The 19,377-nt window shown below is 62.9% G+C and carries 16 protein-coding genes; 11 read left to right on the top strand and 5 right to left on the bottom strand.

Annotation, left to right across the window (positions count from 1 at the left end):
* Positions 1 to 121: 121 nt before the first annotated feature.
* Positions 122 to 1,933: a hypothetical protein gene (locus tag X907_RS11105; RefSeq protein WP_127567987.1), complete on the bottom strand. Its 1,812-nt coding sequence runs from the start codon at positions 1,931 to 1,933 to the stop codon at positions 122 to 124.
* Positions 1,934 to 2,070: 137 nt separating this feature from the next.
* Here X907_RS11105 and X907_RS11100 point away from each other — a divergent pair, with 137 nt between their 5' ends.
* The 7 genes from X907_RS11100 to X907_RS11070 all read left to right on the top strand — a co-directional run bounded on the left by X907_RS11100 (position 2,071) and on the right by X907_RS11070 (position 10,249).
* Positions 2,071 to 2,559 carry a MerR family transcriptional regulator gene (locus X907_RS11100; RefSeq protein ID WP_127567985.1) on the top strand — a complete coding sequence of 163 codons (489 nt, stop codon included), beginning with the start codon at positions 2,071 to 2,073 and terminating at the stop codon, positions 2,557 to 2,559.
* Positions 2,560 to 2,631: 72 nt separating this feature from the next.
* Positions 2,632 to 4,422 (top strand): acyl-CoA dehydrogenase C-terminal domain-containing protein, encoded by a 1,791-nt coding sequence (locus X907_RS11095; protein WP_127567983.1) that lies wholly within the window; start codon positions 2,632 to 2,634, stop codon positions 4,420 to 4,422.
* Between the two features lie 150 nt (positions 4,423 to 4,572).
* A complete protein-coding gene (locus tag X907_RS11090) occupies positions 4,573 to 5,748 on the top strand; it encodes an acyl-CoA dehydrogenase family protein (RefSeq protein WP_127567981.1) in 1,176 nt (391 codons plus the stop codon).
* Between the two features lie 2 nt (positions 5,749 to 5,750).
* Positions 5,751 to 6,230 carry an OsmC family protein gene (locus X907_RS11085; protein ID WP_127567979.1) on the top strand — a complete coding sequence of 160 codons (480 nt, stop codon included), beginning with the start codon at positions 5,751 to 5,753 and terminating at the stop codon, positions 6,228 to 6,230.
* Positions 6,227 to 6,676 carry a hypothetical protein gene (locus X907_RS11080; RefSeq protein WP_127567977.1) on the top strand — a complete coding sequence of 150 codons (450 nt, stop codon included), beginning with the start codon at positions 6,227 to 6,229 and terminating at the stop codon, positions 6,674 to 6,676. The genes X907_RS11085 and X907_RS11080 overlap by 4 nt, the downstream gene beginning before the upstream one ends.
* Positions 6,677 to 6,700: 24 nt before the next feature.
* Positions 6,701 to 7,909, top strand: coding sequence for an acetyl-CoA C-acetyltransferase (locus X907_RS11075; protein ID WP_127567975.1), 1,209 nt, complete (start codon positions 6,701 to 6,703; stop codon positions 7,907 to 7,909).
* A 141-nt stretch (positions 7,910 to 8,050) separates the two neighbouring features.
* Positions 8,051 to 10,249: a 3-hydroxyacyl-CoA dehydrogenase NAD-binding domain-containing protein gene (locus X907_RS11070; protein ID WP_127567973.1), complete on the top strand. Its 2,199-nt coding sequence runs from the start codon at positions 8,051 to 8,053 to the stop codon at positions 10,247 to 10,249.
* Between the two features lie 561 nt (positions 10,250 to 10,810).
* Here X907_RS11070 and X907_RS11065 read toward each other — a convergent pair.
* From X907_RS11065 to X907_RS11055, 3 genes are read right to left on the bottom strand one after another with little or no spacing between them, the layout of a single operon-like run.
* A complete protein-coding gene (locus X907_RS11065; RefSeq protein WP_127567971.1) occupies positions 10,811 to 11,074 on the bottom strand; it encodes a hypothetical protein in 264 nt (87 codons plus the stop codon).
* A gap of 34 nt (positions 11,075 to 11,108) precedes the next feature.
* Entirely contained in the window at positions 11,109 to 12,032 is a 924-nt protein-coding gene (locus X907_RS11060; protein WP_127567969.1) for a thioesterase family protein, read from the bottom strand.
* A 59-nt stretch (positions 12,033 to 12,091) separates the two neighbouring features.
* A complete protein-coding gene (locus X907_RS11055) occupies positions 12,092 to 12,526 on the bottom strand; it encodes a Fur family transcriptional regulator (protein WP_127567967.1) in 435 nt (144 codons plus the stop codon).
* Positions 12,527 to 12,697: 171 nt separating this feature from the next.
* On the opposite strand from X907_RS11055, the gene X907_RS11050 reads away from it, so the two are divergent.
* The 4 genes from X907_RS11050 (at position 12,698) to X907_RS11035 (ending at position 18,718) form a co-directional block, all read left to right on the top strand.
* Entirely contained in the window at positions 12,698 to 14,806 is a 2,109-nt protein-coding gene (locus X907_RS11050) for a TonB-dependent receptor (RefSeq protein ID WP_127567965.1), read from the top strand.
* Positions 14,807 to 14,923: 117 nt separating this feature from the next.
* On the top strand, positions 14,924 to 15,760 hold the full coding sequence (locus X907_RS11045) for a SapC family protein (RefSeq protein WP_127567963.1): 837 nt from the start codon (positions 14,924 to 14,926) through the stop codon (positions 15,758 to 15,760).
* 169 nt (positions 15,761 to 15,929) lie between these two features.
* Positions 15,930 to 18,050, top strand: coding sequence for a protein-disulfide reductase DsbD family protein (locus tag X907_RS11040; RefSeq protein ID WP_127567961.1), 2,121 nt, complete (start codon positions 15,930 to 15,932; stop codon positions 18,048 to 18,050).
* A 44-nt stretch (positions 18,051 to 18,094) separates the two neighbouring features.
* Positions 18,095 to 18,718, top strand: a complete 624-nt coding sequence (locus tag X907_RS11035; protein ID WP_127567959.1) for a redoxin domain-containing protein — start codon at positions 18,095 to 18,097, stop codon at positions 18,716 to 18,718.
* 157 nt (positions 18,719 to 18,875) lie between these two features.
* On the opposite strand, the gene X907_RS11030 is transcribed toward X907_RS11035, so the two are convergent.
* Complete coding sequence (locus tag X907_RS11030) at positions 18,876 to 19,328, bottom strand: hypothetical protein (RefSeq protein WP_127567957.1); 453 nt, start codon at positions 19,326 to 19,328, stop codon at positions 18,876 to 18,878.
* Between the last annotated feature and the right edge of the window lie 49 nt (positions 19,329 to 19,377).

Genomic DNA, 19,377 nt, shown 5'->3' with positions numbered 1-19,377 from the left:
GACCGCAATATGTGGTGTTTCCACAGCTATCCGTTGCACACGGGCGTTCCACCCCCGTCCTTAACGGTTAACAAGAACCCGCGATGCGGTTAACGGCGCGTAAAGTTTCCTTAAATTCGGCTCACTGTGCTGCATTGCCCGGAAACAGCGCCGGGGCGAGCAAGCGCAGGCGCTGTTCAAGCGCCTCTGCCTGGCCAAGCGTCGGCGTGGACGCGCGTCCGGGCAGGGCCCGTCCTGTATCAAGGAAATACCACGCTTCATCGGGCGCCCCGGCTACCATATAGCGCATGGCCAGATGCCAGTAGAGGTTCGCGGCAAACGGATCCATCGCCAGCGCCTCGGTGAGCAGCCCGGCCGGATCGAGGCCGGGGTGTTCGGCCAACCCTTCTTCGCCCCATTCAATCAGCTGGCGGGCCACCATGGCGCGGGCGGCCGAGCCTGCGTGACCATCACGGTCCAGGTAGGGCAGGAGGCGCTCCACCGCGAGACGGTGCGCGCCTTCGCCGGCGGCCTGCGTTGCTTCGGATATGGCCTCGAACCCGGCATCGCCTGTCCCTGCCCCGGCGAGCCTTTCGGCACCGGCGCATGCGAGGCGCTCCGAACCGATTGTCTCGGCTGGGCATAGATCAAAATGGGTGGTCTCCTGCACGAGGGTGAGCAAGGCACCGGCGAAGTCGTCTTCGCGCTGCAGGCTCTGTATTTCCACCATGAAATCGGGTGGGGAGGGTGGATCGCCCAGCCCACCGTTCAGCGCAGAGGCAATGGTCTCCCGCAGGCTGTCTTCGATGAGATCCTGACCGGGGAGGGCAAGGGTTGCTTCGTCAAATCCGAAGGCGTCGAAGGGCAGTGGTTCGGTGCCGTCCAGCCGCCAGTGCTCGACCCGCCCTTGCGGCGTTTCGGGGCTTATGACGGTGAATGACAGGCCGCATACAGGTTCGCCGCCATCGCGCAAGGCCGTCAGAATGTCAGGATGAATGGCCAGCCTGTGGGCGAAGGCCGTAATCAGAGTGCGATGCCCGGCGGGTGATATTTCCACGCCGCTGCACCCTGTCCAGGCGCTGGCAATGGCAGGGCTATCCTCGCCGCGATACCAGCTTGTGACGGTTCCACCGGAGAGGGCGCCCTCCTCCGTGTCTGCAGGGCGTGTGGTGTGCGTCAGGCCGGCCGGCGCAGCGGCGACACCCATCGCTGCCTCCAGCCAGAAGCGGTGGAAGCTCGTCTGCGGACCGAACGCGATTTCCTCTGCCTGACCGCCGCCCGAGAGGGCGGCGTAGATATCAACATTGCGCCGGGCGGCGGCAAAGGCGGAGGTGTTGGTGTAGGTGCTGCCAGCGGCATCGAGCCGCAGGATGCGGCTTGCCTCGAAATCATAAATCCAGACGCCATTGACCGAGCGTTCTCCGGCCCAGTTGCTTCCGGCGAAAAAGGTGCGTGACTGTATGTGAGCTTCGTCCTCAAACGCCACATCCGCATAGGGTGCGCCGGAATCGTCCAGCGGCGCGACAGTCACCTGCCAGTTCAGGGCCAGAGCGCTGCCAAAAGCCGAGCCGCGCACGGCCTCATACTGGTCCATACCCACATGGGGCGTCATGCGGTGCGGCAAGGGGGCGGGGCTGGCTTCAGCGGAGGCTGCCGGAGCCGGCTCATCGTCATCGGCGGCCGCTCCGGCGTCCGGCTCTGGCGCCTCGCTGCCGTCTCCGGCTTCTTCTTCTGCAGCTTCCTCGTCCAGTCCCGTATCTTCCAGGACTGCGTCGTCCTCAGCGGCCTCGTCTGAGGTGTCCCCATCACTGGCTGCCTCCTGCTCCTCTGCCGGGGCATCCATGGCGCGCAGCAGCGCTTCAAGCGCCTCAATGTCGGTCGGGTCAAGCCGCGACGGCCCGGCTGGCGGCGTTGCCGCGAGGGACAGAGCCAGTAAGATGGTGCTGACAGACATTGGATGTTTTTCCTCCGGCGCAGGCTTGGCGCAGAGCCAAGCGCGCCATTGGGGCGCGGTCAAGGCGGCATGCAGTATGTCTGACGTTAACTCGAATTGACGTTGACGTGAACGTCAACTTCGCGGACAGTGCGTGCATGACGGCGTCACCCTGTGCAGAGACACTCTATTCGATCCGCGATCTGGCCGCATCGTTCGGTGTGACGCCGCGCGCCTTGCGCTTTTACGAACAGCAGGGGCTCATAACGCCGCAGCGCAAAGGGGCTACGCGCCTCTATACGGCTGCGGACCGGGCCCGGCTTATCCTCATCCTGCGGGGCAAGCGCGTCGGGTTTTCGCTAGCCGAGATCAAGGAAATGCTCGATCTTGAGGCGACCGAACATGCCAGCCGCGGGCATCTGGAAAACTCGATCCTGCGGTTTCGCGCGCGCATCGAAGATCTGAAGCGCCAGCGCGACGACATTGACGATGCGATAGGCGAGCTGGAAGCGGGTGTCGTGTGGATGGAGGAGCGCCTCAATGATCGCGATCCGCCTGAAGACATCAAGCGCCGCGCGCGCGCCTTCGAGGCGCTGGCCGCTGCGCGCCTGATGCAATGGTCTGTCGGACCGCCAGACCAGCCCTAGATTTTCGATGCGCCCGCCCCGCGGGAGCACCCCTAGAACACACCCAGGACATCAATACCGGAGATACTCCTCATGCCCAGCTACCGCGCCCCTATCCGTGACCAGCGCTTTGTCCTCAACGATGTGCTGAACATCCAGCAATACAGCAATCTGCCGGGCTTTTCCGATGCCAGCGCCGATATTGTCGATGCCATTCTCGAAGAGGGCGGCAAGTTCTGCGAGAACGTACTCTACCCGCTCAACAAGGTAGGCGATCATGAGGGCTGCCGCCTCCAGCCTGACGGCGAAGTGGTAGTCCCCAACGGCTTTAAAGAAGCCTATGACCAGCTGACCGAAGGTGGCTGGACGGCACTCTCTGCCGATCCCGAATATGGCGGGCAGGGCCTGCCCCACTATCTGAACCTTGCCTTCAACGAGATGGTGACGGCCACCAATATGGCGTTCGGCATGTATCCGGGCCTTACGGGGGGCGCCGCACAGGCGCTCCATGTCGGCGGGTCTGACGAGCAGAAGCAGCTCTACCTGCCCAAAATGATCTCCGGCGAGTGGTCAGGCACGATGAACCTGACCGAGCCGCATTGCGGTACCGATCTTGGCATGCTGCGCACCAAGGCGGTGCCCAATGGCGATGGCACCTACAAAATCTCCGGTCAGAAGATCTGGATCTCGGCCGGTGAACATCCGATGAGCCAGAACATCATCCACCTGGTGCTCGCCCGCGTCGAGGGTGCGCCTGCTGGCGTGAAGGGTATCTCGCTCTTCGTGGTGCCCAAATTCATCCCCGACGAGAATGGCAATCCGGGCAAGCGCAATGGCGTGAAGTGCGGCGGGCTGGAAGAGAAGATGGGCATTCACGGCAATGCCACCTGCGTGATGAATTATGACGAGGCGACCGGCTGGCTCGTCGGCGAGGAAAACAAGGGCCTGCGCATCATGTTCGTCATGATGAACGAGGCGCGCCTCGGCGTTGGCCTGCAGGGTCTGGCGCTCGCCGAAACCGCCTATCAATACTCGCTGGCGTTCGCGAAGGACCGCATTCAGGGCCGTTCGCTGACGGGGCCGAAAAATCCTGATGGTCCCGCCGACCCGATCATCGTCCATCCCGATGTGCGCCGCATGCTGATGGACCAGAAAGTGTTCGTCGAGGCGGGCCGCGCCTTCACGCTGTGGACCGCGCTGCAGGGCGATCTCGAACACAAGGCGGCCGACGAGGAAACCCGCACCAAGTCGGGCGACTACATGGCGCTGCTCACCCCGATCGTGAAGGCATATCTCACCGACAAGGGGTATGACAGCGTCTCGAAAGGCCTGCAGATCCATGGCGGGTCAGGCTTCACCCGCGAATGGGGTATCGAACAGCTCCTGCGCGATGCCCGCATCACCCTGATCTATGAAGGCACCAACGGCGTGCAGGCACTCGATCTGGTGGGCCGCAAGCTCGCCATGAACGGGATGCGCCCGATCAACACCTTCTTTGCCGAGATGGACGCCTTCGTGGCCGACAATAAAGGCAATAAGGAGCTGGAGCCCTTCCTGGACGGCCTCGCCGCGACCAAGGCCAAGCTGCAGAAAGCCACCAACTGGCTGGTCGAGAAGGGTCTTGAGAATTTCGACAATGCCGGAGCGGCCTCGACCGATTACCTCCACCTCTTTGGCCTGACCTGCTTTGCCTGGATGTGGGGGCGGATGGCGAAAGTGTCGCTGGAGAAGATCGCGGAAGGCTCTGACGATCCGATCTACGCCTCCAAGCTGGCGACCGGGCACTATTTCCTGCAGCGCTGGCTGCCCGACGCCGACGCGCATCTGGCCAAGGTGGAGGCCGGCGCCGACACCATGATGGCGCTGACGGCTGAGCAGTTCTGATGACTTGCGAACCCTTGATCCTTCGAGGCGCGCTGACGCGCTCCTCAGGATGAGGGTTCGCCGTCAGCCCTCATGTCGAGGAGCGCAGTGACGCTCGAAGCACGAGGGCTGGAAACACGAAACAAGACTAGACCGGAGGAGACGACCCCCATGTCCGCCAATGCCGCCGCCATTCTGGCCAATCCCAAGCCCGCCTGGCTCGACCAGGAAGACGTCAATATGTTCGATCATGCCGTACGCGGCTTCCTGGAAAAGGAATGCCTGCCGCATGGCGACCGCTGGGAGAAGGAAGGCGCGGTCGACCGCGAAGTCTGGACCAAGGCCGGTGAAGCCGGGCTTCTCTGCCCGGCAGCGCCAGAAGAGTTCGGCGGTGCGGGCGGCGACTGGCGCCACGACTACGCTTTCCACATGGCCGTGTCGGAGCTCGGCGTGGATGGCTGGGGCGCGTCTTTGCACAACTCCATCGTCGGCCCCTATGTCTGGCATTACGGCACGAAAGAGCAAAAAGAAAAGCTGATCCCCAAGCTCATTTCCGGCGAATATGTCGGCGCGATTGCGATGACCGAGCCGGGCGCAGGTTCCGACCTGCAAGGCGTGAAAACCACTGCCGTGAAAGACGGCAATGGCTATCGCATCAATGGCGCGAAAACCTTCATCACCAATGGCGGCACGGCCAATTTCATCATCGTTGTGGCCAAGACAGATCCCAAGGCCGGCGCCAAGGGCACCTCGCTCTTCCTCGTGGAAACCGACGGGCTGGAAGGCTTCCGGCGCGGGCGCAATCTCGACAAGGTGGGCCTGAAAGCCCAGGACACGGCAGAGCTGTTCTTCGAGGATATGTGGGTGTCGGCCGACGCGTTGCTCGGCGAGAGCGAGGGCATGGGCTTTATCCACCTCATGGAACAGCTGCCGCAGGAACGCCTGCAGATCGCGGTGCAGGGCGTGGGCATGATGAAGCGCGCGCTCGCCGAGACGATTGCCTATGTTAAGGACCGCAAGGCGTTCGGCAAATCCATCATCGAGTTCCAGAACACCCAGTTCAAGCTGGCCGAGCTGAAGACCAAGGCGACCATCGCCGAGGTGTTCGTCCAGCACTGCTCGGACCTGCTCATCCAGGGCAAGCTCGATGCCTCTACCGCCTCCATGGCGAAATACTGGGTCACCGACATCCAGTGCGAGCTGGTGGACGAATGCGTGCAGCTGCATGGCGGCTATGGCTTCATGAACGAGTACCCGATTGCCCGCATGTGGCGCGATGCGCGTGTGCAACGCATCTATGGCGGCACCAACGAGATCATGAAGCTGCTGATCTCACGGACTCTGTAGGGATGAGCGAACACACCGCCACGATTGTCTGGGAGCGCGATGGCCAGGACTTCGCGTCCAACCGCTATTCAAGGCGCCATGACTGGCACTTTGATGGCGGGGCGGTTGTGGCGGGGTCGTCGGCACCCAGCTCGGTTCCGGAGCCGATGTCGGACCCGGCGGCGGTGGACCCGGAAGAGGCTATCGTGGCGGCGCTTTCCAGCTGCCACATGCTGTTCTTCCTCGCGCTGGCCGCCAAGGCGGGCTTCACCGTCGACCGTTATGAGGACAAGGCGATTGGCGCGCTCGGCAAGCGCGAGGATGGGCGCACGGGCATGACATTCGTGGAACTTCGGCCCGGGATAACCTTTTCAGGTGACAGGCGCCCGGGCGCTGAAGACATCGCCCGGCTTCATCACGAGGCCCATGAGCGCTGCTTCATCGCGAACTCGGTGAATTTCGACGTAGTGGTGAAGGGGGCCGGAAACGGAGATTCCCGATGACCCGCTATATGTTTTTCACCGCCCTTGCCGCTGCCGTCATGCTTGCCGCGTGCGAGCCGCCCGAGCGTCCGCCGGAAGAGGATATGCGCCCAGACCCGGTTGACGGCATGACCGTTGAGGATGAGGCAGAGCAAGCTGGCGTGGAACCCGCGCCTGACGACGCTTTCGACCATTTCAACGCCAATTTCGCCGGGCGCTGGGGCATGAGCCGCGCCTGCGAACGCGAAGGCATGTTCACGCTCACCGCCGAGCGCTGGGCCCTTTACGAGCTTGTCTGCGCGGTAAACACGCTGGGCCGGGAAGGCGATATGAGCTTTGCCCGTGTCTCCTGCACCGCCGAAGGCCAGAGCGAGCCTGACAGGACACTGACCATAAGGGCCACCGGCCCGGACGAAATCACGGTGGAGGACGGTCATTACGACTGGATCCGATACCGCTGCCAATAAGAAACCGCCAACAGGGAGTCTCCCATGACCGACGCCTATATTTACGACGCCACGCGCACCCCGCGCGGCAAAGGCAAGAAGAACGGCACGCTGCACGAGATCACGGCTCTGCAGCTGGCTACCCAGCAGCTCGAGGCGATCCGCGAGCGCAATAATCTCGATACCAGCGTCATTGATGACGTGATCCTGGGCTGCGTCTCGCCGGTGGGCGAGCAGGGCGGCAATATTGCCCGCGCAGCGGCGCTCAATGCCGGCTATGCCGAGACGGCGTCTGGTTTTCAGGTGAACCGTTTCTGCGCCTCTGGCCTTGAGGCGGTGAACCTGGCGGCTGCGAAAGTCATGTCCGGCGAGGCCGACATGGCCATTGGCGGCGGCGTGGAAGCCATGAGCCGCGTACCGATGGGCTCTGATGGCGGCGCGATGGTCGTCGATCCGGAAATGGCGTTTGACCATTACTTCGTGCCGCAAGGCATCTCCGCTGATCTCATCGCCTCCAAATATGGCTATTCGCGCGATGATGTGGACGCGTACGCTGTGGAGAGCCAGAAGCGCGCCAAGAAGGCGTGGGATGAAGGCCGCTTCAAGAAGTCGGTCGTCGCGGTGAAGAACCAGCTCGGCCTCACCCAGCTGGACCATGACGAATATATGCGCCCCGAAACCGACATGCAGTCACTGGCGAGCCTGAAGCCCGCCTTCCGTGATCTCGCGGCCTTTGTGGGGCTCGATAACGTGGCGATCCAGCGCTATCCGGACGTTGAGAAGATCAACTTCGTCCACCATGCGGGCAACTCGTCCGGCATCGTGGATGGCGCGGCGGCCATTCTGGTTGGCAACAAGGAGATGGGCGAGAGACTGGGCCTGAAACCCCGCGCGCGCATCCGCTCCATGGCCTCCATCGGGTCCGAGCCGACCATCATGCTGACCGGCCCGGCCCCGTCTGCGCGCAAGGCGCTGAAGAAAGCCGGCATGAGCGCATCCGACATCGATCTTTACGAGATGAACGAGGCGTTTGCCGCGGTCGTTCTGCGCTTCATGGAAGACTTAGGCGTCCCGCACGACAAGGTGAACGTCAATGGCGGCGCGATTGCGCTTGGCCACCCGCTCGGCGCGACCGGCGCGATGATCCTTGGCACGCTGCTGGATGAGCTGGAGCGCACCGGCAAGGGCACGGCGCTCGCCACGCTCTGCGTCGGCGGCGGCATGGGCACAGCCACCATCATCGAGCGGGTCTAGGTCACAGGGTTTGCCTGTCCCTCGTCCTTCGAGACGGCCTGACGGCCTCCTCAGGATGAGGGACAACAGCACAGAACCAAGCCCTCACCCTGAGGAGCCACAACGTGGCGTCTCGAAGGGCGAGGGCGCAGGAGAAACAAAATGAGCTACACACATTTCAAATTCGAGCTGGATGGCGACGGCATTGCCCTCATCACCTTTGACTCACCCAACGTATCCATGAACGTGCTTTCGGCCGCGGTGATGGCCGAGCTGGGCCAGATCGTCGACAAGATCGGCTCTGACGACGCAATCAAAGGCGCGGTCATTACCTCCGGCAAGAAGGCGTTCTGCGCAGGCGCGGACCTCTCCGAGCTGGGCGCAGGCATGCTGGACCTGAAAGGTCTGTCCGAAGAGGAAGCCAAGCAGAAGCTGTTTGACACTGCCTTCCGCCTGAACTCGCAGCTGCGCGCGCTGGAAACCTGCGGTAAGCCGGTCGCGGCGGCCATTAATGGCCTCGCGCTCGGCGGCGGGTTCGAGGTGACGCTGGCCTGTCATTACCGCGTGATGGCGAACGATACCGGCGCCAAGCTCGGCCTGCCCGAAAGCCTTGTCGGCGTTCTGCCCGGCGGTGGCGGCACGCAGCGCCTGCCGCGCCTTGTCGGCGTGATGAATGCGGCCCCTGTCATGCTGCAGGGCAAGCAGCTGGATGCGGACACTGCCAAGCAGCAGGGCGTGGTCCACGAAGTGGCCCCTGCTTCGGAGATCGTTGCCAAGGCGAAAGAGCTGGTGAAGGCCAATCCGCTCGGCTCGAAGCAGCCCTGGGATCAGGACAAGTTCAAAATCCCCGGCGGTGGTCCTTTCCACCCGCAGGGCATGCAGATTTTCGGCGGCGCGTCCCCCATGCTGCTTAAAGAGACCTACGGCAACTACCCGGCCCAGCGCTACATCCTGTCCTGCGTCTATGAGGGCCTGCAGGTGCCGATGGATGCGGGTCTGCGCATTGAGAGCCGCTATTTCACCAAGCTGCTGATGCGCCCGGAAAGCCGCAACATGATCCGCTCGCTCTTCCTGTCCAAGCAATCGCTGGACAAGGGCAGCCGCCGCCCCGCCGGTCAGGAGAAATCCGAGATCAAGAAGATCGGCGTCATCGGCGCAGGCTTCATGGGTGCGGGCATCACCACCGTGTCGGCCCAGGCCGGGATCGAGGTTGTGCTGATCGACGTCAATCAGGAAGGCGCCGACAAGGGCAAGCAGCACGCGGTCGACTTCTTCGCCAAGGGCGTGAAACGCGGCAAGATCAGCGAGGAGAAGGCCAAAAAGCTGGCTGACCTCATCACCGCGACGACCGATTACGGCGCGCTGAAAGACGTCGATCTCGTCGTCGAGGCGGTGTTTGAAAACTCCGACCTGAAAGCCGAGATCACCAAAAAGGCCGAAGCTGTCATGCCCAAGGGCGCGATCTTTGGTTCCAACACCTCCACCATTCCGATCAGCTCGCTGGCGAAGGCTTCGGAGCGTCCGGACAATTTCATCGGCATTCACTTCTTCTCGCCGGTCGAGAAGATGAATCTGGTCGAGCTGATCGTGGGCGAGAAGACGGGCGATCTCGCCGTCAGCCGCGCCATCGATTTCGTCGGCAAGATCAAGAAGACGCCGATTGTGGTGGCCGATACGCGCGGCTTCTACGCAAACCGCTGCGTGATGCGCTATATCGAGCAGGGCATGTATCTGCTGACCGAAGGCGTGAAACCCGCCCTCATCGAGAATGCGGCCAAGATGGCGGGCATGCCCGTCGGCCCGCTCTCCCTGCAGGACGAGGTGGCCATCGATCTCGGCTACAAGGTGCTCCAGCAGACCAAGAAGGATCTGGGCGACCAGTTCGAAGACACGCCCAACGCACAGGTCATCGAGAAGATGTATGAGCTCGGCCGCTATGGCCGCAAGAATGCCAAGGGCTTCTACGTCTATGAGGAGGGCGGCAAGCGCCTGTGGGACGAGCTGGGTCAGTTCGCTCCGGGCGGCAAGCTGCTGCCCGAAGACCAGCAGCCCAGCGTGGGCGAGATCAAGGACCGTATCCTCTACGCGCAAGCCATCGAGGCGGCCCGCACCATGGCCGAAGGCATTGTTGAAGACCCGCGCGAGGCCGATGTCGGCTCGATCCTCGGCTGGGGCTTTGCGCCCTATACCGGCGGCGTGATCTCCTTCATCGACACGGTTGGCACCGGCGTGTTCGTGACACGTGCCGACGAGCTCGCCAAGAAGTACGGCAAGCCGTTCGAGGTGCCCCAGCTCCTGCGCGACATGGCGGCGAAGAAGGAAACCTTCTACGCCCGCTTCGCGCCGAAGAAGGCGGCCTGATTTTCAGGTGAATGACTGACGAAGAGCCCCGGTGCGGTGACGCACCGGGGTTTTTTTGTTGGCTGCGCCCCTCTCGACAGTTCGGTTGGCAAGCCGGTAGGGCCTGCTAGCTTCTTGGGCAGCGGGCAAGGCATCGCCCGTATTCAGCGGAAGCGTCGCCATAGCATACTGCTCGCTCTTGGCTGGTCCTCAGGCTGCGGCACCATTCGATAATGTTGTTGTAAATGCGGTCGCAGTAGGCCTCGCACTCGGCTTTTGGCATTTGGCACTCTTCGGCGAGGCACTGGAAGGTGCTTAATCTGGCACCAAATTGCCCGGCTAGGTAGTTCAAATAAGAGCTATCAAATATTTGCCCATGCGGATCGTTCAGCCCCGGCGAGCCAGAATTGCAATTCCGGAAATCGAGACAGGCTCCACTACTAGGATTATTTTGGGCGTCGGCGTTAGTGGTTGCAACGAAAGCAAGGAAGATCGCGGTAACGGCAATGCGATATATATTCATTTCTTTCTCTCCGCCAAACTATGGAGGTTGGACAGAGCTAGCGCCGCTCGCGACAAAAATCAACGAAAAGTTGCAATCAGCGCTTCAGAAAACCGAAGAGCCATGGATAGCGACTGAAGAGTGTGTTCGCCGCAGATGCGTTTGGTGGTCCAGGGCGATGTCAGGTCGCCACGAAACACCTCGACCAAGATAGCCGGATTGGTTGCACTGGCTTGGTCCGGCAGGTGTATGACCACGGCCGCAGGCTCGTCTGTAGGCTCTCCGTCATTCCCAGCCAGAAAGCCTTCGAAGCGGAGCGCGGCGTTTTCGCGAGAATACTTCATCAGCTATCTCCCAGCTATCAATGGCGCGAGCCCCCTAAACGCTCAAACCTTCAATCACCTTCGCCCGCAATTCCGCCAGCCGGTCAGGCGGTGTCTTGAACAGGCGGCGGGCCTTGAGGTCCATCATGCAGGCGACGCCTTCGATGGACCAGAGCGGCTGGCCGCTAACAGGGTCCAGCATCCAGTGGACCAGCGAGCGGACGTTTTCGTTCGCGCCGATAAGCCCGGAACGCATCAGATAGCCATCTCCGGGCAAAGGCAGGCGGCGATAGATGATGCGCGCTTCGAGCAGCGCGCCGCCAAGCTCCAGCCCGGCCCCGTCGCCATGGGCGGACCATTCTTCGGGGAAGCCGTCCCTGAAATGGATCACGCTGTCGGAGGTTTTGCCGATGGCGGATTCCGCGCGCATGCGCCCGAAAATATCGGCATCTTCCGGCCCGAAGCGGCCGCGCCCTGTCACCGCCATGCCCAGCCTGTCGGCGAGCTTCAGCGAGATGTCGCTGCGCGGTTTGGAGGCGGTGAGGGTGCGCGGCGTCACTTCGGCAGGCCGCTCGATACGCAGCGCCTCCAGCCCCTCGCGCAGCCGGTCTGACCAGTTGAAGGATTTGCCCGAACGCGGATCGCAATGATCGAGGCGTATCAGGAAGCTGGCCGCCGGGCGCTCCTTGACGGTGTGCTCCATGATGAGGGCCAGCTCCAAACTGTCCTCGCCAACTTCTGTCACCCCGCCATGGATGACCAGCGGCACACCGGCATGGCACTCGGCCAGATAGCGCACCTGCAGCTCGCGTGTGATCAGCGTGGCGATGGCGTCGCTGCGGAAGGCATGGCGCATGCCGGCGAGGTCGGACAGCGTGCCGGCCGCCTGCATGGCCTTGGCGATGTAGAAGCGCACATTCATGTGCCCCAGCTCATCGCACTCCCACGCATTCGCATTGCCGCGCCACAGCTCTTGCATGCTGGCCTCCCGCCTCTTTGTCTGACCGGTAAAAGCCTAGGCCGGTTCGGGCTGGCGCGTCACGCCTTGCTGCAGGCTGCGCAGCGCCCGTAATGCTCCAGCACGGAGCGGGCGATCTGAAACCCTTCCGGGGTATGATCGGGCAGGGCAGGGGCGTGCTGCTCGCGCACCGTGCCGCAGGTCTCGCAGATGAACAGCTCGGCGATCTCGTCACCATGCCCGTGGACGCAGGCCAGATAGGCGTTGAGCGCCTCTACCCGGTGGGCAAGGCCTGCCTGGGTGAGGAAGTCGAGCGCGCGGTAAATGGTTGGTGGCTGGGCGCTGCCATCGGGTTTCAGCGCAGCCAGAAGATCATACGCCTTCACCGGCCCGCCCGCCTCCAGCAGCAGCTCAAGCACGCGCTTGCGCAAGGGGGTGAGCGACAGGCCTTTCTGCGCGCACAGGGCGTCGGCCTTGGCGAGCTTGGTCTCGGTACTGGTGTGCGTGTGTCCCATAAGCCTCACCGATACAGCGATCGCGGCAAAAGCGCGAGCCTTTCTGCATATGGGTGCAGCGCGCGGGGTTGCCAGCGAGCGTTATGTAATAATATGACGTCGCGCAACAGTATAACGTTGCGCTGTTGGCTTGTCCGGCGGCGTGATCTCCCCACGACTGCAGGAGCCATCATGAAACACGCGCGCACCTCCCTGATGCTGGCCGCCAGCGTCTCCGTCCTCGCTGCCGCTTCCAGCGGCGCGCTGGCTGACACACTCGCTGACGAGGTGGAAACCATCACGGTGACCTCCTCGGCGCTGGCGGTGTCGCGCGATTCCGTGACCGGCTCGGTGGATGTGCTCGACCGCGATGATCTGATCCGTGATTTGTCCGGCAATATAGCCCAGACGCTGGAGCGTCTGCCGGGCGTGTCGACGACCTTCTTTGGCCCTGCGTCCGGCCGCCCGGTTATCCGGGGGCTCGGCTCAGAGCGCGTGCGCGTGCTGATCAACGGGCTCGACGGGCTTGATGCCTCCTCCTCCAGCCCGGACCACGCTGTGGCGGTGGATGTGCTCGGCTCCACGGGCGTTGAAGTGCTGCGCGGCCCGGCTGCGATCGGGTTTGGCGGCGGCGCGATTGGCGGCGTGGTGAACGTGTTCGATGGCCGTATCCCTGAGACCATGCCGGAAAACCCGGTCTTCGGCGAAGTCTATCTGGGCGCAACTACAGGCAATGAAGGCCGCGAGGGCTTTGTCCGCGGTGGCTTTGTCTGGGGTGAGCTGGTCGCACAAGGCGAATTCCAGCGCCGTCAGGCGGGTGTCTACGACATTCCGGGCTTTGCGGAATCCGCGCGCCTGCGGGCCATGGAAGACCACGATCATGACCATGATGATCACGATGACGATGACCACGATCACGACCATGACGACGAGGCCTTCGGCTTCGCCCCGGACACCGACTATGTGTTTGAGGCCGGCTCGCTGGGTGCGTCGATTGTGGGTAATTGGGGTTTTGTCGGCATCGGGTTCAAGCGCACCGAGGCCGAGTACGGCATTCCCGGCCACGTCCACCCGCATCACGACGACCATGATGATGATCACGACGATGATGACCATGATCACGACCACGAGCATGATCATGAGCACGCGCCGCGCCTTGTGCTGGAGCAGAGCCGTGTGGATCTGCGCGGCGAGATTGCCCTCAACGGCTTCTTTAACCGGGTGCGCTGGTCGCTGGCCTATGCCGACTATGTTCACGCCGAAATCGAGGATGACGAGCAGACCATTTTCGACAAGGAGGGCTTTGAAGCCCGCGTTGAGCTGCGGCACGGCCATGGAAACCAGCGTCAGGGTGCCTGGGGCGCCACGGCGCTGACCCAGGACTTTGAAGCGACCGGCGATGAGGCGTTCATCGAGGCTGTCACCACGCAGGATTTCGGCCTGTTTGCTACCGAGCGCTGGGACTTTGACAGCTGGGGCGTGGAGATCGGTGCCCGTGCCGACACGCGTGAGCTGACGGCGCAGAGCGCCAATCGCCGCTTCAACACCGTTTCGGCTTCGGGCGCGGTATTCCTGCGCCCGGCAGAGGGCTGGTTCCTGGCCGGCACGCTGTCACGTTCCGAACGCGCGCCCAGCGATGTGGAAGTGTATGCAGACGGACCTCACCTGGCCACCCAGGCCTATGAGGTGGGCAATCTGGACCTGTCAACGGAAGTGGCGTGGTCGATTGAAGGCACGGCACGTTACACGTCCGCGGGCGGCCTCAGCGCGGAAGCGTCGGTGTTCTATGCCGACTATGACGGCTTCATCGAGCTGTTCCCGACGGGCGCCGAAGAGGATGGCCTGCCGGTTCTGGAATTCCGGCAGGAAGACGCACGCCTCTACGGATTTGAAGCGCGCGTGAGTGCGCCGCTGTTTGCCCTGTCAGGTTTTGACTTCACTGGAGAGGCGAGCATCGACTATGTGCGCGGCGAAATCGATGGCGGAGGCAATCTGCCGCGCATCTCGCCGATGTCTGGTGCGCTTTCGGTCACCGCCGACAATGGCCCGCTCTCCTTGCGTACCGAAGCCCGCTTCGTGAGCGAGCAGACACGCGTGTTCGAGAACGAACTGCCGACGGATGGTTACACGCTGCTCAATGCGGATGCCCGTTGGCGTCCGTTTGCCGAGCGTGATGTCCAGCTGATTTTCGCGGTGCGCAATATCACCGATGAGGAAGCGCGCATTCACTCCTCCTTCCTGAAGGATTACATCCCGCTGCCGGGCCGGAATGTGCGGGTGGCGCTGGCGACACGTTTCTGATTGCTGCTGGCAAGAGGCTTGCATACAGCCCCGCACCAATAACGTGCGGGGCTGTGTTGCCTTGGAAAGGTTGCTCCGCTAACAAGCCTGCAAGTGTTTTTTCAAGGGGAATTTTCCATGGCTGATGCCGCAACCGGCGCGCCCCAGATCCAGGGCACGCTGCCGCTTTACAAGAAGCCCGAACCGCTCAACGCCCAGCTCCACAAGGGCAAAGGGTTGAAGTACGGCGACCGTCCGTTCGATTTTCTGAACGAAACGCATTTCGTGCCGGTGACGGTTGGTGAATTTGCCTCTGCGGGCGGTGACTATCCGATTATCTTTCTCGGCGAATCCAAGATTTCCGTGGCGGTGATGGGGCTGCAGGCTGGTGAAAACCTGTTTGTCGACTCGAAGACCAGCGAGTACGCGCCGTTTCACTATGTGCCGGCTTTCGTTCGCCGCTACCCGTTTGTGGGCGCGGTCCATACCGAAGAGAAGGACCGTTTCACGGTCTGCGTGGATACCCAGTCCCACCTCTTCTCTGACAAGCCAGACTTCGAGTTCTTCGATGCTGACGGCAAGCCGACCGAGTTCACGCAACGCGCCATCGAATTCGTGCGCCGTTACGAGAGCGATGTGGCCGTCACCCAGCTCTTCGTGGACCGCATGAAAGAGCTGGATATGTTTGAAGAGCAGACGACCCGCTTCCAGCCTCGCGATCAGGCCGGTAATCCGGTTGGGGAGCCGCAGGTTGTGGCTACCTACTGGGGGCTCTCCCTGAAGAAGCTGAGCGAGCTGCCGAGCAAGACACTCGAGGAGCTTCGTGACAACAGCTATCTGGGCGCGATTTATGCCCATGTGCTGTCCCAGGCCCGCTGGGAGCAGATCATGGCGCGTGCGGCATTTCGTGCTGGTGAGGTGACCTCGTCCTCCATGTCGCGACCCACCATGGCGCCGCCCCCGCCCGAGGCGTAAACCGGGCTTCATACGGCGGTAGAGTTAAAATGGCGGTCCCTGCGGGGCCGCCATTTGCATATCCGGTTTGCGCCGCTGGATCACAAGACCGTCAGCCCCCCTCGTTACTGACTGGAATGGCAGCTATATCTGTCGGGCTGCATCGGAAGATGAATGTAGGGAGACTGCCTTGTTGCGTGCCTTTCTTGCCGGATGCCTGGCCGCCCTTTTCCTGTCGACCGGACTGGCGGCTGCGCAAAGCGCCAGCGGGCCAATGGTCGAGGCGAGCCTTGTCAGCGACCGCAGCTCGGTAGCGCCGGGCGAAACCTTCCGCCTCGCCCTGCATCAGGAAATCACCCCGCACTGGCATACCTACTGGCGCAATCCCGGCGATAGCGGCGAGGCGACCCGCCTGTTCCTGGACCTTCCCGAGGGCTGGACCGTTGGTGACATGGTGTGGCCTGCGCCCTCGACCTACCGGATCGGCCCGTTGACCAATTACGGCTATGAAGACCAGGTCACGCTTCCCGTGCCGGTGACGGTACCAGCCGATGCAGAGCCCGGCACGATCACCATAACGGGCGAAGGCACCTGGCTGGTCTGCGAGGATATCTGCATCCCCGAGGATGCCACGTTCGAGATTACACTGGAGATCGGAGAGAGCGTTGACGATGCCAATGGCGCCCGTCTGATCGAGGCAGCCTTCGCTCTGGCACCGCAACGCGGCGTGGACATAGAAGCTGGCCTGACCCATGACGGCGATGCCCTGATCCTGTCATTGGCAGGCGAGACATTCGCGCCCGGTCCGGACGGAATACGCGAGCTCTATTTCTTCCCGCATGATGGCGGTGTGGTGAATCACAGCGCGCCGCAGCCCGCGCGCATCGAGGACGGGTTTGCCCGTATCGACCTGACGCCCGGCTTCCTCACCCGTAATGCCATCAATGCCGATTACACCGGGGTGTTGTCGTTCGAGGCGTTTACGGGCCGCAACTGGCAGCGCCGCGTCATCGAGGTGACGGCTGTAGCGGATGAGCAGGTCAATGATCTGGCCGCGCCGGCGCCTGTCACGGCAGCAACCGGCGGCTCTGGCGGCGGCACGCCTGCCCCGGCCATCAGCTTCTGGCAGGCGGCACTGTTTGCGCTTGTTGGCGGCCTGATCCTCAATCTCATGCCATGCGTGTTCCCGATCCTCTCCATGAAGGCGCTCACCATCGTGCAGAAGCGCGGCGCCGAGCGCGCCCATGCGCGCGAGCTGGGCCTGATCTTCGGGGCAGGGGTGATCCTCACCTTCCTGGCGCTGGGCGGGCTGGTACTGGCCTTGCGGGGGCTTGGCGGCATGGAGGTCTGGGGCTTCCAGCTGCAGGAGCCATGGGTGGTCGCCGGCCTTGCCGCGCTGATGTTCCTCATCGGGCTCAACTTCCTCGGCTTTTTCGAGATCGGGACGTCCCTGCAGAGTGTCGGCGGCCATGTGCAGGGCAATGACCGCTCCGGCGCGTTCCTCACCGGCGTTCTGGCTGTCTTCGTGGCCGCACCGTGTCTGGCTCCCGTCATGGCGAGCGCGCTCGCCTTCGCGCTGGCCCAGCCGCCGCTTGCCTCGCTGACCATTTTTGCCTTCCTGGGTGTGGGCCTGGCCCTGCCCTTCGTGATTGTCAGCTTCGAGCCGCGCCTTCTCGCCTTCCTGCCCAAACCCGGCGTGTGGATGGAGCGCTTCAAGCAATTCCTCGCCTTCCCCATGTTTGCCACGGCGATCTGGCTCGTCTGGGTCTTGAGCGTGCAGACCGGCGCAGCTGGCGTGCTCTGGATACTCGTCCTGTTTTTGGCGATCAGCTTTGCAGTCTGGGCCCTTCGCTCGCCGACCCTGCTTTCGCGTGCGGCAGGCATTGCCGGTGTGCTGCTGGCCGCCGGCGCACTCTGGACAACAGCCAATCTGGAACCAGCGGCCATTGCTGCGGGTAATGGTGAGTATGAGGAGTGGAGCCCGGCACGGGTGGAGGAGTTGCGCAGCGAGGGGCGCGCGGTGTTTGTCGACTTTACGGCTGCCTGGTGTGTGACCTGTCAGGTCAACAAGCTGGGCGCGCTGGCAGACAATCGCGTGCGGTCAGCCTTCGCCGAAAACAATGTCGCCCTGCTGCGCGCCGACTTTACCAACCGCGATCCTGTGATCGCCGGGGTGCTTGCCGAGCATGGCGCGCCCGGTGTTCCGTTCTACCTTATGTACCCGGCAGATGGCGGAGAGCCGGACATCCTTCCGCCGCTGTTGACTGAGACCATCATGATCCGGGCGGTGGAGGCTGCCGCCGGTAACTAGTGCCACTCGAAGCCTTGACCTTCACAATGAGGAGACTTCCCGCCATGGCCATTTCCCGCCGCACCTTTACCCTGACCGCCAGCCTTCTGGCTGCGACCGCGCTGAGCTTCGGCGCTGCCGCCCATGCACAGCCTGTCATTGGCGAGCGCGCGCCCGACTTCACCGCCACGACCGCGACCGGCGAGACGGTAACGCTGGCCGATTTCTCCGGCCAGACCGTGATGCTGGAATGGACCAATCATGACTGCCCGTTCGTCGTGCGCCACTATCAGGGCAATATGCAGTCCCTGCAGGATGAAGCGGCCGGCAATGATGTCGTCTGGATTCAGGTGATCTCCTCGGCCCCCGGCGAGCAGGGCTATGTCAGCGCCGAACGCGCGCTGGAGCTGAATGTCGAGCGCGGGGCGAATGTCGCCCATGTCTTCATGGACCCGGAAGGCGTGATTGGCCGGGCCTATGATGCGCGCACCACCCCGCAAATGTATGTCATCGATGGTGAAGGCACGCTGCGCTATAATGGCGGCATTGATGACCAGCCGCGTCCGCGCGCTGGCGATCCCGACCCCATCCCCTATGCGCAGATCGCGCTCAATGCCGTGCTGGCGGGTGAAGAGGTGGAAACGCCCGAGACCCAGCCCTATGGCTGCAATGTGAAATACGTCGACTAGAAGCAGGTGATCGCAACAGGCCCCGGATACCGCGAACGCGGTTCCGGGGGTTCAGCAACAGTTCGATCTGAACTCCTGCAGGCCCGTAGGGCCATCCGGGACCGGATGCAGAACACGTTGAGAGAGGCCCCGGATCGCTGCGCGTCCGGGGCTTCATCTATCCCGCAGACGGACAGGAAGGCGGAAAGCCGGTATCCGGGCCTTCGGTTTCCACGTCCGCCGCGATGATGACGGCGTGGGAGAAGGTGCGCGCCAGCTGGCGATAGTCTTCTACGCTGGCCGGGTCCGCCTCCAGCGACGTGCGGCGCATGTCGGCGTCTTCGGCCATGCCCCGGAAGATGCAAGGCAGATCAGCCGGGCCGCCATGCGCATCGATATGAAGCGCCAGCGCGCGCATGTCGGACGAGAAGCGGGCGGTATCGCCGAGAAACACATCGTCCGCGTCGATGGCCGGAACGCCGCCATTCTCCAGAGCGTCCGCCCGCGCCTCGGCCTCGCCCTGCAAGCGCTCAGAGAGTGCAATCAGCTGTCCCGCATCCTGTGCAAGGACAGGCGAGCTGCCAGCGGCGAGCAGGAGAAGGCATGCGGTGAGGGCGCGTATGAGCTGCATTGGAACACTGGCCTTTAAAGTTTGGACGGCTAGTTGATGATCGTGCAAG

It is taken from the genome of Glycocaulis alkaliphilus, from assembly GCF_004000605.1.
Taxonomy (GTDB): Bacteria; Pseudomonadota; Alphaproteobacteria; order Caulobacterales; family Maricaulaceae; genus Glycocaulis; species Glycocaulis alkaliphilus.
Note: the sequence above shows the minus strand (reverse complement) of the source record. Positions and strands in the feature narration are given on the sequence as shown.